Origin of the sequence: Paenibacillus sp. FSL H8-0283 (assembly GCF_045040675.1) — a bacterium.
GTDB lineage: Bacteria > Bacillota > Bacilli > Paenibacillales > Paenibacillaceae > Paenibacillus > Paenibacillus amylolyticus.
This window is the reverse complement of the sequence record NZ_CP150295.1, coordinates 630,162-646,817: the sequence shown is the minus strand read 5'-3', so window position 1 is coordinate 646,817 and position 16,656 is coordinate 630,162. Positions and strand designations below refer to the sequence as shown.

Sequence of the window (16,656 nt, the reverse complement as noted above, 5' to 3'; positions counted from 1 at the left end):
TGGCTTCCTTGCCCTAATACATTCAGGCCACCGAGGAGCAACAGCGACCGAAAGCGCAACTTGAGCCCGCCAGCGACCTGCACTCGCACCCTCACCCTTTAACTGATCCAGCCGTAATCCCCTGAATGATGTACTTCTGCATCAGCAGGAAGAAGATAATGATCGGCATGATGCCGAGCACAAGTGCTGGCAAGGCCAGATCCCATTGCTTCGTATATTGTCCGAAGAGTGCAAAGGTCGCAATCGGAATCGTACGCAGGTTGGAGCTTTGCAGGATCAGCGATGGAAGCAGATAATCATTCCAGATCCAGAGTGTGTTCAGAATGATGACGGTTACATACATCGGTTTCATGAGTGGAAATACGATTCGGAAGAACACTCCGTAGACCGAGCTTCCATCCACCCGGGCCGCTTCCTCAATCTCCAGTGGGACGGATTTTACGAATCCGTGGAACAGGAAGACAGACATCGGTGCCCCGAAACCGAGATAACAGATGATGAGGCCGCCAAGGCTGTCGATCAATCCCAGATTACTGGTTACAGTAACGAGTGGAATCATGATAGACTGGAACGGAATCACCATGGCGGCAATGAACATGCCGAACAAAATTCGGTTGAACCGGGTATCACTGCGAACCATTCGGTACGCGGCCATGGAACTGATCAGCACAAGCAACAGATTGCTGACCACAGTAACGATAAGCGAGTTCATCAGCGCGGACGGGAAATTAATTTTCTCCCAAGCGTTAGCATAATTGCCCCACTGAAATACTTCCGGCCATGCAGCCGAATTGGTGAGTAGATCACCGAAGGTTTTGACCGAATTCACGAACAGGAAGTAAAACGGAACCAGGAATAAAAGTCCAAGGAGTACCATGACAATCTCGGTTACAATGGTACTGAAGCGGTAATTTTTCGTCGTCTCCATTAGGCTTCTACCTCCTTGCTCTTCGTCAGACGTACCTGAATCATGGTGATGATGGCAACGATTACGAAGAACACGAGCGCTTTGGCGGTTCCGATGCCATATCTGTTATTCACAAAGGCTTCATTGTAAATATTAAGTGCAACCGACTCTGTCGATCCGAACGGTCCACCTTTGGTCAGTGACAGATTGAGATCGAACATTTTGAACGACCAGGAGATCGCCAGGAACAGACAGATCGTTACACCTGGCATAATGAGCGGAAGAATGATGCTCCGCAGTACCTGCCAGCGACTTGCGCCATCAATCTCGGCAGCTTCCAGCAGATCAGGGGATACATTTGTCAGAGATGAGATGTAGATGACCATCAGATATCCTGCGGTCTGCCATACAAACACAATCACGATTCCCCAGAAGGCGGTTGGTTCGTCTCCCAGCCAAGGAAGGTTGAAGAAGGACCAGCCGGTTACATCGCCTACTGCTGAAAACCCTTTCACAAATATGAACTGCCAGATAAAGCCGAGCAACAACCCACCGATCACGTTAGGCATAAAAAAGATCGTACGCAGAATGTTTCTCGTCTTGAGCGGTTTGGTCAGGAAATACGCCAGGAAAAAACCAATCACATTGGTCAGTACTACACCAACCACGGTGAAGCGTACCGTAAACCAAAACGCCGTTTGGAACTTGGGATCATTCGCAAAAACATGCACGAAGTTATCAAACCCTACCCAATTAATGTTCTCGGATACCCCGTTCCAATCCGTGAAGGAATACACCATGCCAAGCAGGAAAGGGACCACGATGATGAGAATAAAAAACACGATGGAGGGACCCACGAACACAAGCTGCTGTAACAGCTGTGAAGATTTGCGATGCTTCATATCGTTCTCCCCTTCTATAGATGGATGAAATTGGTCTCTTTTTCTATTAAACCCCATTATCGCCGAGGGAAACACCGACCCTTGTGAACAGTTGGGGGTAAAATATTGTCCTCTCTAAACCTGCAACCAGAAGGGGTGTTCCGATGTCCAAATACTACAGTATACGCACCAAATTGATTGCTTTTATGCTCATTGCTACCACCCTTCCGCTGCTCGCATCGATCAGCATGACGTTTATCCAGACCAAAACGGCCCTACGGGAACAGGCTGTGGAAGAGAACAAACGCCTGATCTACCAAGCGTCCACCAATCTCAATAACTATGTGGATAACGTGGCCAGAGCGTCGCTCGCTGTGTATAACGACCCGAACTTTCTGCGTAACTTGGCAAAAATTCCTGGGGATTATCGGGCGGTTGCCGAGGTGTACACCACTTTGCAGACGATACGTGCGGCTGTGCCGGATGTATTCCAGCTGTATTTGCACTCTTTTGCCGCCAATCAATCCACCTTAATTACAAATCCCTTTCCGAAGCGGGAGGAACGCAAACAGGCCTATTCCGGCTCGCTTCATGGAAAAACAAGCGGTGACAGCCCGGATATCTGGGTGGAATCGGCCCATATGAGTCACACGTACGGATTCAAGGCTGCCTCCCCCGATGACCCTGCCAGAACGGTCATTACCCTGCATCGGGTGATCAAGGATATTCCGTCCACTGAGCGTCTGGGTGTACTCGCCATTGATCTGAATATGAATACCATTGCAGCAATCTGTAGCAGGCTGTATGATCCGGCTAAAGAACAGATCTATGTGGTGGATGGTCAGAATCAGATCATTTACCAAGGACGTTCCGAGGTCAATCATACGGATGCACTACGAGAGGAAACGGCTAGTGAACTGAATATCGCGCGATCTAGCGCAGGTACAGCCCAGAACGTTGCAGGGCATTTTGAACAGGATCGTTCCATGTATGTATACCAGCAACTTGGTAGCACTTACGCCGATTGGACCATCGTCAAACAGATCCCAAATGAGACGTTATATGCCAGAGCCACCACACTTACGTGGAATAACGCGATGATTGCCATTGCGGCACTTGTATTAGTCATTGTTGCAACCTTGTTCATCTCCATCCGAATCACCGGTCCACTCAAGCAACTCATGCGGTATATGAACCAGATTCAAGCCGGGCGTCTGCATGTGGATATCCATCTATCCAGCCGAGATGAATTTGGGGTGCTCGCTCGTCATTTCCGGGATATGATGGATACGGTAAATAACCTGATTTTGCGGGAATATCGACTGGAAATCGCCAATAAGACCAATCAGCTCAAAGCGTTGCAAGCGCAGATTCATCCGCATTTTCTGTATAATACACTGCAATCGATCGGTACACTTGCCCTTCAACAGCAAGGACAACGGGCGTATACACTACTCTCTAGCCTGTCCAAAATGCTGCGCTACAGCATGCGGGATCAGACCTGCGTGACCTTACGCGAAGAGGCGGAGCATGCCCGATTATATCTGGAACTGCAGCAGGAGCGGTTTGGTGACCGCCTTGAGGTGGATTTGGATTTTGCCGAAGATACACTGTCTGTCGAAATGCCAAGAATGACGTTACAACCTTTAATTGAGAACTACTTCAAACATGGGGCAGATATTCAGCCTGGCAAAGGTCACATATCCCTATCCAGCCGCCGGATCAACGATCATTGGATTGAAATAGAACTGAATAATAACGGTCCCTCCATACCTGAAGAAAAATTACTGGAGATCTGCGGATGGCTACATCAAAGTCATACAACAACCGGGTTATCCACACAAGAATCCGACGAGTCTGAATCCATCGGTCTACGAAATGTAATACGCCGACTTCAATTGAACTCACATCCCGGTCACTCAGCCAGGCTTGAGATCAACAATCGGGAACCCAATGGTGTGAAGATCACGGTTAAACTATACGCGGGAGAGTGAACAACATGAAGGCACTGCTTGTAGATGATGAAAAACATGTCCGCGATGCCATAAGGTTGCTTGGTCATTGGGAAGAGTTTGGCATTGATACATTACTTGAAGCAGCAGACGGGGATGAAGCCATCGCCGCCATCACGGCACATCAACCTCAAATCATACTCAGTGACATGCGTATGCCGGGCAAGGACGGTATGGCATTGCTTGAATGGATATCGGCTCATACCCCGCACAGCAAGGTGCTGGTTATCAGCGGATATGATGATTTTGAACTTGTGAGGCATGCAATCAGGCATGGTGGCATGGACTACCTCCTGAAACCTGTGGAAGCAGATGAGCTGAATGCATCTCTATTAAAGGCCGTTACAGCTTGGGAAGAGGAAGACGCCATTCGAATACAATCCACCAGGCAATCCATTGTTGTTAATCGAATGCGCCCACACTACCAGGATCGTCTACTCACCGAACTTGCCGTCGGAAGAGGCAGCAGCCCATCACACATGCAGCGATTGCAGGATGAGTTAAATCTCCCCCGTCTAATCTCTGTCTGTAGTGTCGCTGTCACCAGCCTGTCCCATCTGGATGCAGATTGTCTGGCAAAATACCGCAGTCAACCGGACCTGCTTGTGTTCTCGGTGCTCAATATCTGTGCCGAGATGTTATCCACACCAGACGAAGGCGTAATGTTTCGTCAGTTGGATCAACCGGACGAGATTGTTCTGCTGCATTGGGGTCCATCCACTTCATTGGAACATATTCTGGACAAGGTCAATCAGGGATTGGAGCAGACGATTCAGCGCCGGCTTCATTTTGGCATCTCCACCTGTGAGTCTTACCCTGGCGGAATCTCAGCGGCCTATCTGGAAGCAAGTTCAAGGTTGTGGCGACGTAATGTTGTGCAAATTAAACAGCGAATCCATGCCTCAGTGGAATCATCAATTGGGAATAAAATGAGGCGTTTAACCGCCCATGAAGAACCCCTGCGTATGGCAGCCATGAGCTGCCGGGCTTCCAGTGTATCTGCTGCGGTCGCCGAGTGGCTTGACCCGATTACTGATCTTGAGGTTGTCAGTGCTGAGCAGATCCAGCAATGGATCGATGAGCTGGAATGGATGCTGAGCCGCTGGCTTGATGATACGGCAGGTTCGTCATTCCATGAGGAAGAAATGACGGAGGAACAGTCTATTCCCTTTGCCGAGTTACCTTTGGACGCTGAAGGACTGTTATCCTTCCCCCTGCTTCGTTCATTGTTGGAACAACGGCTGCTTGCGGCCGGTAAGGCACTCACCGCTCATCACCACGCCAATCCTGATCCCATGAGTGAGATTGCACGTTATATGGACGCCCATTATCAGGAGGACCTGTCCTTACAGCAGATTGCCGCGCGTTTCTATCTGAGCCGGGAGTATATTTCCCGTAAATTCAAACAGCAATTTGGCCTGAACTGGTCGGAATATCTGGGCAAACTGCGGATCAACAACGGCAAGCTGTTACTACAAAATCCTTCTCTGCGTGTCGCCAAAATCTCCGAGATGGTTGGATTCCAGGACGAAAAGTATTTCAGCAAAGTGTTCAAAAAGATGGAAGGCATCACGCCAGCAGAATATCGTAAAACATTATTGCAGGCTGGTACGTAACGAGTATTTGATCCGAATTAAAAAGAGTACTCCCGGCATAACCCATCGGAAGTGCTCTTTTTAATTTTACTTTTACAGAAAATAGCCTATATCATGACGATTTGTTGGCTCTTTCTTTTCTAAGATAGGATACGCTCCGAAAGATTGCGGCTACAGCTACACCAAAGTAGAGATAATAAACTTTATTTCCCGTTGTATGAGCTGCTATGGAAAAGAAGATAATGATGAACGGTACAAGTATAATATCCAGATAGAACATGATCTTCCGGTAAGTAAGGATACTCATAACCCCCTTTTATTTACCAAAAATGGTTTTATTCATTATATTAGATCATAACATAGATACACCCTAGTACGCTCACCGATCCCGCAAAATCACCGCAGGTACAAGTCGAATGTAGACTATCTCCCCTGCAAGCTCCACCATCGTCTGTGTAACAATAACAGCCGCAGCGATAGTTGCCCATTCTGGCGGGAGTGCCAGCGCCAGTGGCAGAACAACCAACGAATTCCGTGTGGCTGAACTGAAAATCAAGGCCCGCCCTGCGCCTGTATTCAATCGAAACCAATTAGCAATGATCCGAGATATCCAAGGCATAATGATCAGAAAAGCAATGTAGATCGGGATCACGTTTACGATAATCGCCATATCATTGTAGACTTTGCCAATCTGGGAAGCGACAACCACGATCAGCGCAAGTGCCATCATCGGAACCGGGAGCCATGCCGTCGCATTTATGACCCGCTCCCCGCTCGCTTTACCTCTGGAGAAAACTTGTGTAACAACAGCGAGCAGCAGTGGAATAACGATCAGGAACAAAAAAGCCTCTACAAACGGCCCTAACTGCATGATCTGCGCTATCTCGGTACCCATCAATAACCATAAATAAAACGGCAACAGGATCATTTGTATAACAAATAAAAAAGGTGTTGCGGCGAGCATCAGCTTCTCATTGCCCCGGCCGAGCTGTGTGAACACAATGACGTAATCAATACAGGGAGTTAACAGTACCAGATAGACTCCGATCAGAACGCCTGGTGATTGCGGAAAGACAAGTGTGAGCAACCATACAACTACAGGTACTACGATAAAATTAGCCACCAGTAGCGCCACCATAAATCGAAGATTCGACCAGGACTCTTTTAACTGTAAAAAGGGAATCTGTACAAACATGCTGTATAACAGAACGGCAAGAACCGGGGACACAGTGTAGTGTAAAACATTCCCCCATACCGGATTACTCAGCCCTATCGCTGCCCCTACGAACAGTGCAACTACATAGAACCAGGTTTGCTGTTGCTCCATCGTTTCTCTTGTGAGCATTTCTCTTCCTCCTCTTCTAGTGGGACATCGTGGGCATGGACATATTTCTGCTTCGTTTCGCGTACATTGGGACAGAGTGCCGTTCCAACATAAGCGGCAGAGCACAAGGATCTGAAGGATCAACTTGTGAATTTTTTGCGGCTGTTATTAGAATGTGCAAGAACTGGGTATATTCATTGTAGACTGACCCGTGGTTCATTCAATCGTTAAACCAAGGAGGAAACACAATGTCACGTAACAATCCGTACAAGTGGTTAAACGCCATTGGTTTTATCGCTGTAATTATCGTGAACTACCTCTCCAACGCTCTGCCGATCGGAGGCAAGACCAATAAAGAAGTATCGGATATGTACCCTGTGCTGCTCACACCTTCTGGCTATGCCTTCTCTATATGGGGTCTGATCTACTTGCTGTTAGCAGGGTTTGTGATCTATCAGTTCGTGCCCGCTTCCTGGAAAAGGGATTCGATTACCCGTCTCGGGTATTGGTTTCTGGCAAGCTGTGCCTTCAACGTAGCCTGGATTTTTGCTTTTCAAAACTTGCAGACCGGTCTCGCTTTACTGATTATTGTACTGCTTCTATTGTGCCTGATCATGCTGTATGTAAAAACACGTACCATTACGGTTCCAACCACTGCTGAGATCTGGCTTGTGAAGCTGCCATTCAGCATCTATCTCGGATGGATTAGCGTGGCAACGATTGTCAATGCAGCTGTACTGTTATATAAAATTGGCTGGGATGGTTTTGGTATCAGCGAACCAACCTGGACGATCATTATGCTGATTGTCGGTATGGTGCTGGCTGTCCTCGTTAGTTTCCGTTATCGCGATAGCATATACCCACTTGTATTCACATGGGCGTATATCGCCATTGCACTTAAACAAAAGGATGTCACTTCCGTATATTATACGGCAATCATCATTGCGATCGTACTGGCCATCTATGCGGTATGGCTGTTCTTCGCCCGGAATCAAGATCGCGATTGAGTAGTTTCCATCATATATAACGCTTAAATATAACGAAAAAAACGTAACGCAAACAGCCGATTCTGGTCTTCGACCTGAAATCGGCTGTTTATGTATAAAAGAACGAATAAGGTTGTCCTATTTCAGGGCAATAACTTCAATCTCCACCAGTGCATCTTTTGGTAAACGAGCAACTTCCACTGCACTGCGTGCAGGATAAGGCTGTTCAAAGAACGTGCTATACACTTCATTCACAGGAACGAAGTCGTTCATGTCCTTCAGGAACACCGTCGTTTTCACGATTTTATCCATACTTGTACCTGCTGCTTCAAGGATAGCCTTCACATTGCTCAAAGACAGACGTGTCTGCTCCTGTACATCTGCGCCGAACTCTCCCGTTTGAGGATTCAGACCAAGCTGTCCGGAAGTGTAGATGAAATCGCCTGCATCAACGGCTTGACTGTATGGACCAATGGCGCCTGGCGCATGATCGGTAGAGATTGGTTTTTTCATGGACGAGTTCTCCTTTGTGTTCGTTATCCTGCTGCCGCATGGAGTCAGGGTTCGAACTCATTTTTGTTGCCTATTATACCACGATCTACCTCAAGCGAGAAACGCTCCTCACTAGCCACATGAAGTAAACAGCTCGTTCAAAGGTTTCTTAGCCCCCGTCCACACCAAGGACATGAATGACTTCATTTGAATACACATGGTTTCCCTTGGCTTGCACCAGCGCAATATTGGTCATGGCCTGTGCAATAGTTGCGGCGTGGACCGCCCGGTATTTGTCCGCTCTGCCTTTCATCCAGCGATCCAGAAACTTCATGGCATAGGCAGCCATCTGCTCACCAAACCGCTTCTCGTTTCGATCTCCCAGAATTAAGGAAGGGCGGAAGATATGCAATGACGGAAAACCGATATCGGACAATGCATCCTCCATTTCCCCTTTGGTTCGACTGTAAAAGACCCGGGAATCTGCACTCGCTCCCATGGAGGAGATCACCAGCATCTGTGATATACCATGTTGCTTCGCAATCGTAGCTGCACGAACCGGGTAATGATAATCTACCTGACGGAAATTGTCCTGACTACCTGCTTTTTTGATCGTTGTCCCCAAACAACAGTACAGGTCATCGATTCCATCGAATAAGTGATCTTGGCTCTCCAGCTGTTCCCAGTCCACCACATGCTGTTCCAGTTTGGGATGTTGCAGCTCAAGCGGACGTCTAACCAGAACGCGAACCAAGCTGTATGCTGGGTGCTCCAGCAGACTATGAACCAGTAATTCACCTACAAGCCCCGTGGCTCCAATCACCATGGCTTTCCGTTCGAGACGATTCAAATACATCCCTCCACTTCGCCATCTTTTTTGAAGTCATACCAGATACATATGATCAATCTAAATATTTACAAGGTTGTTCTGTCATCGAAGTGCCCGTGTAAATATTCAATATCTATTTTAACAGTACACGACGTCCAAGGGTAAATGTCAGAATCAGCATCACGACACCAACCCCCATTTGAAATCCATAGGCTGAGATCCAGGCCAGCGCATCGGACCAGGTTTCCATCTTTTCATACAACCAGCCTCCCAACAACGGCCCAAGAAACGAAGTGACTCCGGTCAGAGCCGAATACACCGCGACAAACATCGGTCTTTCACTTTTGGGTGTGTCTCCAATCGTAAAGTTAAATGCCAACTGGTTGAATCCACCTACCCCGATCCCAAGGAAAATATGAGATAGAAATAGTGCGATCAATACGGGCATGAACGACATTAAACCCCACGACAAACAGGAGAGTGCAATGACTGGCAATGTCCAAAATAGGAGGGTTTTGTTACTGAATCTGGCATTCAGATTGCCCCAAACATAGAAACCAGCCATCATAACCAGCGTCTGGACTACCGTGATCAGGGATACCGTCTGATAATTGATGTTCAATAAATCGAGCATAACATAGGAATAAAGCGGAACAATCAAGGTCTGGATCAATAACCATGAAGCCAGGAACAGCGTTGCTTTCAGGAAAGAACGATCCTGGAACGGCTTGATGAACATGCGCCAGAAAACCTTTTCGGTAGAACGTTCAAAGGGAACGTCCGGATAGAAAAAATAGATGACTGTATTGGCAATAGCACAGATCCACACCGGAATAAACAGGATCAGAAAGCCCATTTCTCCAGGGTAACGGTCCAAAACAATACCGCCTGCAAATAAGCATACGCTTCCAAGAGCATTCAGAATCGTATTTCGAATTCCAAAATAACGCCCTCTCACCTTGGCAGGTACGATATCGCCAATTAGTGAAGTCCAGATCATACCGCCGATGGTATTTGATATAAAAGCAACCGTATACACGCCAATATATACGCTTACCCACCACTCTTTGGGGAATATAAACGGGATCAGTCCCGTTGCACTCCACAAGATGCGATGTGTGCCCACAAATAACAGAAGCATGCGTTTACGGCTACGAATACGCTGCATCCAGTAAGCTGCTCCGATCTGGGCAATGTTCACAAACGTGGTAATCGCGAGCACAAAGCCGATATGTCTCGACCCGGCCCCAAGGTACAGCAGAAATCCGGTTAAAAATGGGCCTCCCAGCAAGGTCTGTAAAATAATTGCCGGTACACCCTCCCATGTTGCAATCGATAAATTCGTGCGTTGTGTCGAACCCTTGCGCCGTGGTTTGCTTGCTAACGGGGGAGGGTTAACGTTGACCGTCTTCTGTATGGGGATACACTCCTTAGACCGGGTCTCAAAAGCCGGTCGATGCTAGTTGTCATCCCAAATTCTACTCACGGCGCGAAGGTTGTCAACTCATTTTTTCACGGTCCAACGGGAGATAGAGATAGAAGGTGCTTCCTTTACCTTCAGTGCTCTCAAGTTCAATCGATCCCCCCAGTAATCTCGCTAAATCCCGACTGATCGACAGGCCTAGTCCGGTACCGCCAAATTTTCGACTAATCGACCCGTCAGCCTGTTGAAATGCTTCAAATATGGAATGATGCTTGTCCTCCGAAATACCAATGCCTGTATCCTGAACGGAGAAAATAAGCCATCGATTCTGAATACCTGCATTCTTAATCTGCTTGGTGCTTACGGTCAGCGTGACCTTCCCCCGGTGAGTGAACTTGATGGCATTGGACATCAGATTCCGCAAAATCTGTTGAACCCGCTGGGGATCAGACCAGAGCGTCTCGGGCAGTCCCGGTTTTTTGTCCAGAACCAACTGAATACCTTTTTTCTCGGCAACAAGCTGAAAGTGGCTCATGGCATCTTCTGTAAGTTGTGCGACACTGATATCCTCCAGTACAATATCCAGCCGCCCCGCTTCTACTTTGGAAAGATCCAGAATATCGTTAATGAGCGTAAGCAGTTCCTGCCCGGAGTGGTCGATCATATTGGCAAAACGTATAATATCCTCCTGATCCATCGTGTCGGCATTCTCGCTGATCATCTGGGCAAAGTTAATGACACTGTTCAGTGGTGTACGCAGTTCATGGGACATATTGGCGAGAAATTCGGATTTGTACTGTGAGGCAATCATCAATTGTTTCGCTCGATCCTCCAGTACAATCTGGGCTTTCTGTAACTCTTCCTTTTGCACAGATAAAAGCCGGTTTGTACTCTGGATCAACAAAATTCGATTCTGTTCATTCTGAAAATCACGTAAAATAAATGCAAAAATAAGGCTCAGCAAAATGCCTGTAGGGAGTGTATAAGGCATAATATGTGAAAAGAAGTATGTAGCCGGGATCACACCAACGATAGCAATGTTTACACTATTGACCACATTGACGATAACTGTAACAAGGATTCCTTTAATAATCAGCCTGTAGTTGCTGCGTCTCATCCATATATTCAGACCTGCACATATCACGCCCAAAATAGACATGTTAAGTACTGCCGCCAATGTAGCATCCGTGATGCCAAAAGTCAGCCTCGACAGCCCAATTCCAATACCCACGATGATTACGCTATAGGGTTGTCTATACGTTAGAACGGCAACAATTAAAGGAACATATCGAAGATCAAAGACCACTTCATCGGTGAGTTGAAACCCAAAAACCGTACTGATCCAACCTGCAAAAATAAGGACAAGCACGGAACTGATCTGCTTCACTCGGGAAGAAGTACGTATTACGACATATTTATAGAACACACTGGCAAGATATGCAATGGTAATAAGCATCCCCATATTCAATACGAACATTTTTGAAAATTGCATTCACTCACTCCTGTTGTACCGACTTTACTGGCCAAAGTGCCTTCGTCCGTATGTGTCTCTATCATATCATGCCCATTGAAGCTTCGGCATTCCTTCTTCGTCAAAAAAATACACAAAAATACACAAATCAGGATTCAATTTGTGCGCTGGTCGTAGTAGAATATATTGTTGTTTAAATTTGAATTAGTTATTTGCTGGGGTCATGCTCCTAGGGAGCATGAATGAAAGGAGTAAGGTGTTGTGCAATTGTTAAAAAGCAAATCCTATTGGCTGTCATTGAGTTTAATGCTGTCTTTGGCCGTCATGGGGCTCTTCTATGATATTCTTAATAGTCCAGAACGCGGGTTCGTAGTGCTTGATTCGCCGCTCGACCGGATCATTCCCTACGTGCCTGGCATGTCCATTCCATATTTGGGCTGGTACCCGTTTGTATTCGGTGTGCTCGCTTACCTGTGTGCCAAGGATCGCCTGACGTATTACCGCGTCTTGTTATCCATGAATATCTGTGTCTGGATATGTTATCTGATCTACTTCAACTTTCAGACCATGGTACCGCGCCCGGAACTGACGGGTACTGGCCTGGGAGCATCTGTTCTCGGATGGCTCTATAGCCAGGATCGTCCTTATAATTGTTTTCCAAGTATTCATTCTCTTCACTCTTATCTGGTTATGCGTGCTGTTCTCTCGGTTCCAAGTATCCGCAAACCCATCAAGATTTTGGTCGCCGCCGGGGCAGCAACTATTATAGTATCCACGCTAATGATCAAACAACATGTGATCTATGACGCCTTGGGTGCGGTCATACTCGGCGAGTGTGTTCTCACCATCATAACAGGCCTCGCTCTTCACCGGAGACGCAGAAAAGAATCGAAGTGGACAGAGGGGATCAGCTGATCCCTCACTTCGATGGTTTCTGAAGATGCTGTTGTCGTCTCCATTCATCAATAAACAAACCTGCAAAATAGGGGTCCCATTGGGTCCCTTTTCCTTCTTCCAAAATCGTTAGCGCTTTCTCATGACTCATCCCATTCCGGTATGGTCGATCAGACGTCATGGCATCAAAGGCATCCGCTACCGCAATGATGCGGCCAAATAGCGGAATCTCATCGCCTGCCATCCCATCCGGATACCCTTTGCCATCATATCTCTCATGGTGAGATCGTACACCAGGCAGAAAGTCAGCCATGGCATCAATGGGTTCTATCTGGAGCAGAATACTCTCTCCCTGCACGGGATGTGTACGAATAATCGCGAATTCCTCATCGCTTAGTTTTCCATCCTTCAGCAACACCTCATCAGGTATGCCGATTTTCCCGATATCATGGAGCAGGGCTGATTTGTACAATAAATCCGCCTGTTCCTCACTCATTCCGCTCAGCTTACCAATCATCAGCGAATACTCTGCCACACGCATGGAATGTCCTGCCGTGTACTTATCTCGGGCGTCTAAAGCAGCAGCCAGCGTAGAAAAATAACTTTGCAACAGCTGTCGATTGCGCTCCTGTCTCATCTCCAGCCGATTAATCATCATATTAAAGCCGGAGATCAGTGCCGAAAACTCATCCGCATATAGATCCGGGGCTCGTCTGCCAAGATCTCCCCCCTGAATTCGGTTCATCTCATGCGTCAGTTCAGCAACTGGATCACGAACATCACGAATCAACAGCCAACTTCCCACCAGCGCAAACCCCGCGCCCAGAACAACGATGAGAATTCCCCACAGTATGTACTCTTTCGCAAATTCACTGTCCATATACTGAAGTCTGATATATGTAGCCAGGAAAAATAGAAATAGAGGAAATAAGCCAATCAGTGCCGTACTTAGCTGAAATTTACGCTGGATCGATACCAGGATTCGCCCTCCCAGTGAAGGTTCCATCCCGTATTGGACTTTACCTCGATGTCGAATCTCAAGTAACAGGGGTCTAATCGCCCGCACCGTTAGGTAATACTCTATCAGCGCATGCATGATGGCAATCAGAAAGGCACACGCAGCGGCCACGACAGTATAGAAGTAAGGAAATTCAAGCCACCCTGTGGATATCATCCATATTGTTAATCCGGCTGCCGGAAGTGAGAAGCCAAGCATGTGCGGACCCATGATCCGATATATGGTCTGTCCCGGGAAACGATGAATTTTCTCATACATGTGGTTCAATTCGTCTCTCTCGTGATGCTCGGAAGTGAAAAATTGTCTTATGGGGCCAAGCTGTACCCACAGCGTAATTAATTCTGCAACCAGCATGAACAAGAGTGAAATCAGTACAATGAAGATGAGTCGAACAAATTGAATATTGGGTATTTGCAGAGTAGATACCATAACTACTGTACCGACAACAAAAACAGCTGCCAGTGAACCGATCAGATAATTGCGTATTAGGCGAAAGATAAATGAACGGTATGCTTCCAACTGAACCCCTCACTCTCTATGTGCAACCAGTTCTCCCTTGAGACACAGGGAGATTAAGGGTATTGCCTTCTATTTGTTTATCGGTTGCTCCAACTAAAAAAATTAATAAAATCCAATGGATGAGCATCAGAACTGGAAAACACAAAAAGGCTGCTCCACGACGGAGCAGCCTTTGGTGATATATCCTATATTTATCCTTTAATCTTGGCAGCCAGAATCATCGTACCGCGCGGCTCATCTCCCATTGCATCTGGTTCAAGCGTGATGGCAACCGTATCATAGTCGTTGGCCGAATCCAATGTGTAATATACCGCTCCCGTTCCGTCACGACTAAGGAAAGTACCCGCATTCTGAGGGGTATCTCCTTTGATCAACCAGACCTGAAAAGCCTCGTTGCCTTCCAGGTTCGGCAGGTTCTCAGCCTGCACAACCAGGTGAGTGCCTTTGCTGTCAATAACGATGGTTGCGAGACCCTGAGCTACAATGTCCTGCGTTGCAGGATTCAGCTTCACTGCCTCGCCAGTCTGCATGCCCTGTGCGGGCTTCAGAGCTGATGCCAGCTGCTCTTGCAGCTGTGCATTCTGCGCCTGTGCCTGCACCAGTTGCTCTTGCGTAGCCGACGAGCCCGCCGCTTGCTGCGTCAGCGAGTCGATCTGGCTCCGCAGCTGCGCCGTGTACACGCCCAGTAACAGTGCCGCGGCCGCAAGGCCGGCACTGGCTATGCGCCAGGCGCTGCTGCTGCGCGCACGCGCGCGCGCTTGTGGCTGCCATGGCTGTGCCTGGGCAGCCTCTTCCACCCGGGCCGCAGGCACCACCGTTACCGGCGGCAAGCCTGGCCCGGGCTGCGCCGCACGTTTGTGCTGCGGCGCAAGATCCTCCTGAAGCACCACGGGTGCTTCAGGCTCTGCAGGAGCAGCCGCTGGCTTCGCCTCGGCGCTCTCCTGCACATGTCCGAGCACGTTGCCCAGCACACGTGCTCGCATGCCTTGCGGCGGTGCTACAGGTTCCGCCGCAAGTGGCAGGAAGCCAGTCACTTCCTGCAATTCCCTTACCTCCTGGCGGCAAGGTTCGCAAGTTGCCATATGCGCTTCAAACGCCGCCACTTCCTCTGCTTCCAGTCCGCCCAGCACATACATCGGTGCCAGATCAGACCACTCCTCATGTCGTTCTATCATGGATGTATGCCCTCCCTTCCCGCGTCCGGATGCAATTCAGCATCGGCCAGCAACTTTTGGAGCTGTCGCATGGCAAGCCTGACACGGCTCTTTACTGTACCCAGCGGAATCCCGAATCGGCTGGATACTTCCTGCTGGGTTAATCCCGCATAATAAATCGATTCTATAACTTGTTGCTGATCACCGTTTAATTGGGACAACGCCTCTTTAATCCGGGTACCTTCCCATTTACGCTGCACTTCTTCTTCCGTGTTCGTATGTTCATCGGCATAGGCCGCCAGTGTCTCGTGTTCAACTGAAGTAGTCGCTGCCCCTTTTGATTTCCGCCTCAGCATGTCCACTGCAATGTTACGCGTAATCGCAAACATCCATGTGGTCAGCTTCCCCTGTGAGGCATCGTAACGTTCGGCATTATTCCAGACCCGCATAAAAAGTTCCTGAACGGTCTCTTCTGCCGTCATGGGATCACCAACGATCCGGTAGGCAAAAGAATACACCGCTCGCTCATAACGGTCATATAAAAGCTCCAGTGCGGAGGCATCACGTTCCGCGATCTGCCGCATTAACCTGCTGTCCTCCATCGATTCAGTCATGCGAGGGCCCCTTTCTGTTTCTTCCCTCTTATTATAACCTACGCAGAATCTTTTGAAGAGGATTACCCCTATGAAGAAATAGTTTGAAAAATTTTCTGTATCTTTTCAAACTAACCTTTCACTTTCCAACTTAAAAACAGTCCGAAAACATGCTGCTCTGGTCGCGCTTTCCTTTTTATTGCAAAAAATTACAACCTGTGGTATACTATAAGAGTTGTATTAAACAACCTCATATGATTTCTGTCTTCTTTAAACCCCGGAATATTTTCTTCATGCTGCGACCGCAGCGAACTATAAGCACAATTAACCTATGAAGATTGAAGAACCTGAATCACAATAACCCGGTAGTACAGAGTTTCACAAGATGTTCCCATTCACACTGGCGCGGTCATCGGAGCCGCAAGGACAAAAGAGAGGTAGGGCTTTTGTTGTTTTGGATATCACTTATTCTTGAGAAGATTGAAAACATACACAAAGCACCCGGAATTGGGTTCCGGGTGTTTATCCATGTCTACATATCCAATTTAGTAACATCTA

Annotated in this window: 14 protein-coding genes; 4 read left to right on the top strand and 10 right to left on the bottom strand. The window is 47.8% G+C overall.

Going from position 1 to position 16,656, the window contains the following annotated elements; genetic code table 11:
- Positions 1-91 precede the first annotated feature (91 nt).
- Complete coding sequence (locus MHI52_RS03035; protein WP_036607337.1) at positions 92-928, bottom strand: carbohydrate ABC transporter permease; 837 nt, start codon at positions 926-928, stop codon at positions 92-94.
- The gene (locus tag MHI52_RS03030) at positions 928-1,809 is read right to left on the bottom strand and encodes a carbohydrate ABC transporter permease (RefSeq protein WP_036607341.1); all 882 of its coding nucleotides are present in this window, start codon (positions 1,807-1,809) and stop codon (positions 928-930) included. The genes MHI52_RS03035 and MHI52_RS03030 overlap by 1 nt, the downstream gene beginning before the upstream one ends.
- 143 nt (positions 1,810-1,952) lie before the next feature.
- Here MHI52_RS03030 and MHI52_RS03025 point away from each other — a divergent pair, with 143 nt between their 5' ends.
- Both MHI52_RS03025 and MHI52_RS03020 read left to right on the top strand, forming a co-directional pair.
- Complete coding sequence (locus tag MHI52_RS03025; RefSeq protein ID WP_405158418.1) at positions 1,953-3,782, top strand: sensor histidine kinase; 1,830 nt, start codon at positions 1,953-1,955, stop codon at positions 3,780-3,782.
- A 5-nt stretch (positions 3,783-3,787) separates the two neighbouring features.
- Entirely contained in the window at positions 3,788-5,416 is a 1,629-nt protein-coding gene (locus tag MHI52_RS03020; protein ID WP_405158417.1) for a response regulator, read from the top strand.
- 358 nt (positions 5,417-5,774) lie between these two features.
- Here MHI52_RS03020 and MHI52_RS03015 read toward each other — a convergent pair whose 3' ends face one another.
- Positions 5,775-6,740, bottom strand: a complete 966-nt coding sequence (locus tag MHI52_RS03015; protein ID WP_315372089.1) for a bile acid:sodium symporter — start codon at positions 6,738-6,740, stop codon at positions 5,775-5,777.
- A 227-nt stretch (positions 6,741-6,967) separates the two neighbouring features.
- On the opposite strand from MHI52_RS03015, the gene MHI52_RS03010 reads away from it, so the two are divergent.
- Positions 6,968-7,726 carry a tryptophan-rich sensory protein gene (locus MHI52_RS03010; protein WP_017690869.1) on the top strand — a complete coding sequence of 253 codons (759 nt, stop codon included), beginning with the start codon at positions 6,968-6,970 and terminating at the stop codon, positions 7,724-7,726.
- A gap of 117 nt (positions 7,727-7,843) precedes the next feature.
- Here MHI52_RS03010 and MHI52_RS03005 read toward each other — a convergent pair whose 3' ends face one another.
- From MHI52_RS03005 to MHI52_RS02990, 4 genes are all read right to left on the bottom strand, one after another.
- Entirely contained in the window at positions 7,844-8,218 is a 375-nt protein-coding gene (locus MHI52_RS03005) for a RidA family protein (protein WP_127551150.1), read from the bottom strand.
- Positions 8,219-8,366: 148 nt separating this feature from the next.
- On the bottom strand, positions 8,367-9,053 hold the full coding sequence (locus MHI52_RS03000) for an oxidoreductase (protein WP_127551152.1): 687 nt from the start codon (positions 9,051-9,053) through the stop codon (positions 8,367-8,369).
- 106 nt (positions 9,054-9,159) lie between these two features.
- Complete coding sequence (locus tag MHI52_RS02995) at positions 9,160-10,317, bottom strand: MFS transporter (protein ID WP_235193865.1); 1,158 nt, start codon at positions 10,315-10,317, stop codon at positions 9,160-9,162.
- Positions 10,318-10,525: 208 nt separating this feature from the next.
- Positions 10,526-11,941, bottom strand: coding sequence for an ATP-binding protein (locus MHI52_RS02990; RefSeq protein ID WP_338707671.1), 1,416 nt, complete (start codon positions 11,939-11,941; stop codon positions 10,526-10,528).
- Between the two features lie 240 nt (positions 11,942-12,181).
- Here MHI52_RS02990 and MHI52_RS02985 point away from each other — a divergent pair, with 240 nt between their 5' ends.
- The gene (locus MHI52_RS02985) at positions 12,182-12,835 is read left to right on the top strand and encodes a phosphatase PAP2 family protein (RefSeq protein ID WP_036607365.1); all 654 of its coding nucleotides are present in this window, start codon (positions 12,182-12,184) and stop codon (positions 12,833-12,835) included.
- A 4-nt stretch (positions 12,836-12,839) separates the two neighbouring features.
- On the opposite strand, the gene MHI52_RS02980 is transcribed toward MHI52_RS02985, so the two are convergent.
- The 3 genes from MHI52_RS02980 to MHI52_RS02970 all read right to left on the bottom strand — a co-directional run bounded on the left by MHI52_RS02980 (position 12,840) and on the right by MHI52_RS02970 (position 16,119).
- Complete coding sequence (locus MHI52_RS02980; RefSeq protein WP_405158416.1) at positions 12,840-14,351, bottom strand: HD domain-containing phosphohydrolase; 1,512 nt, start codon at positions 14,349-14,351, stop codon at positions 12,840-12,842.
- A 191-nt stretch (positions 14,352-14,542) separates the two neighbouring features.
- Positions 14,543-15,526: an anti-sigma factor domain-containing protein gene (locus MHI52_RS02975; protein WP_405158415.1), complete on the bottom strand. Its 984-nt coding sequence runs from the start codon at positions 15,524-15,526 to the stop codon at positions 14,543-14,545.
- Positions 15,523-16,119, bottom strand: a complete 597-nt coding sequence (locus tag MHI52_RS02970; RefSeq protein ID WP_036607374.1) for an RNA polymerase sigma factor — start codon at positions 16,117-16,119, stop codon at positions 15,523-15,525. The genes MHI52_RS02975 and MHI52_RS02970 overlap by 4 nt, the downstream gene beginning before the upstream one ends.
- Between the last annotated feature and the right edge of the window lie 537 nt (positions 16,120-16,656).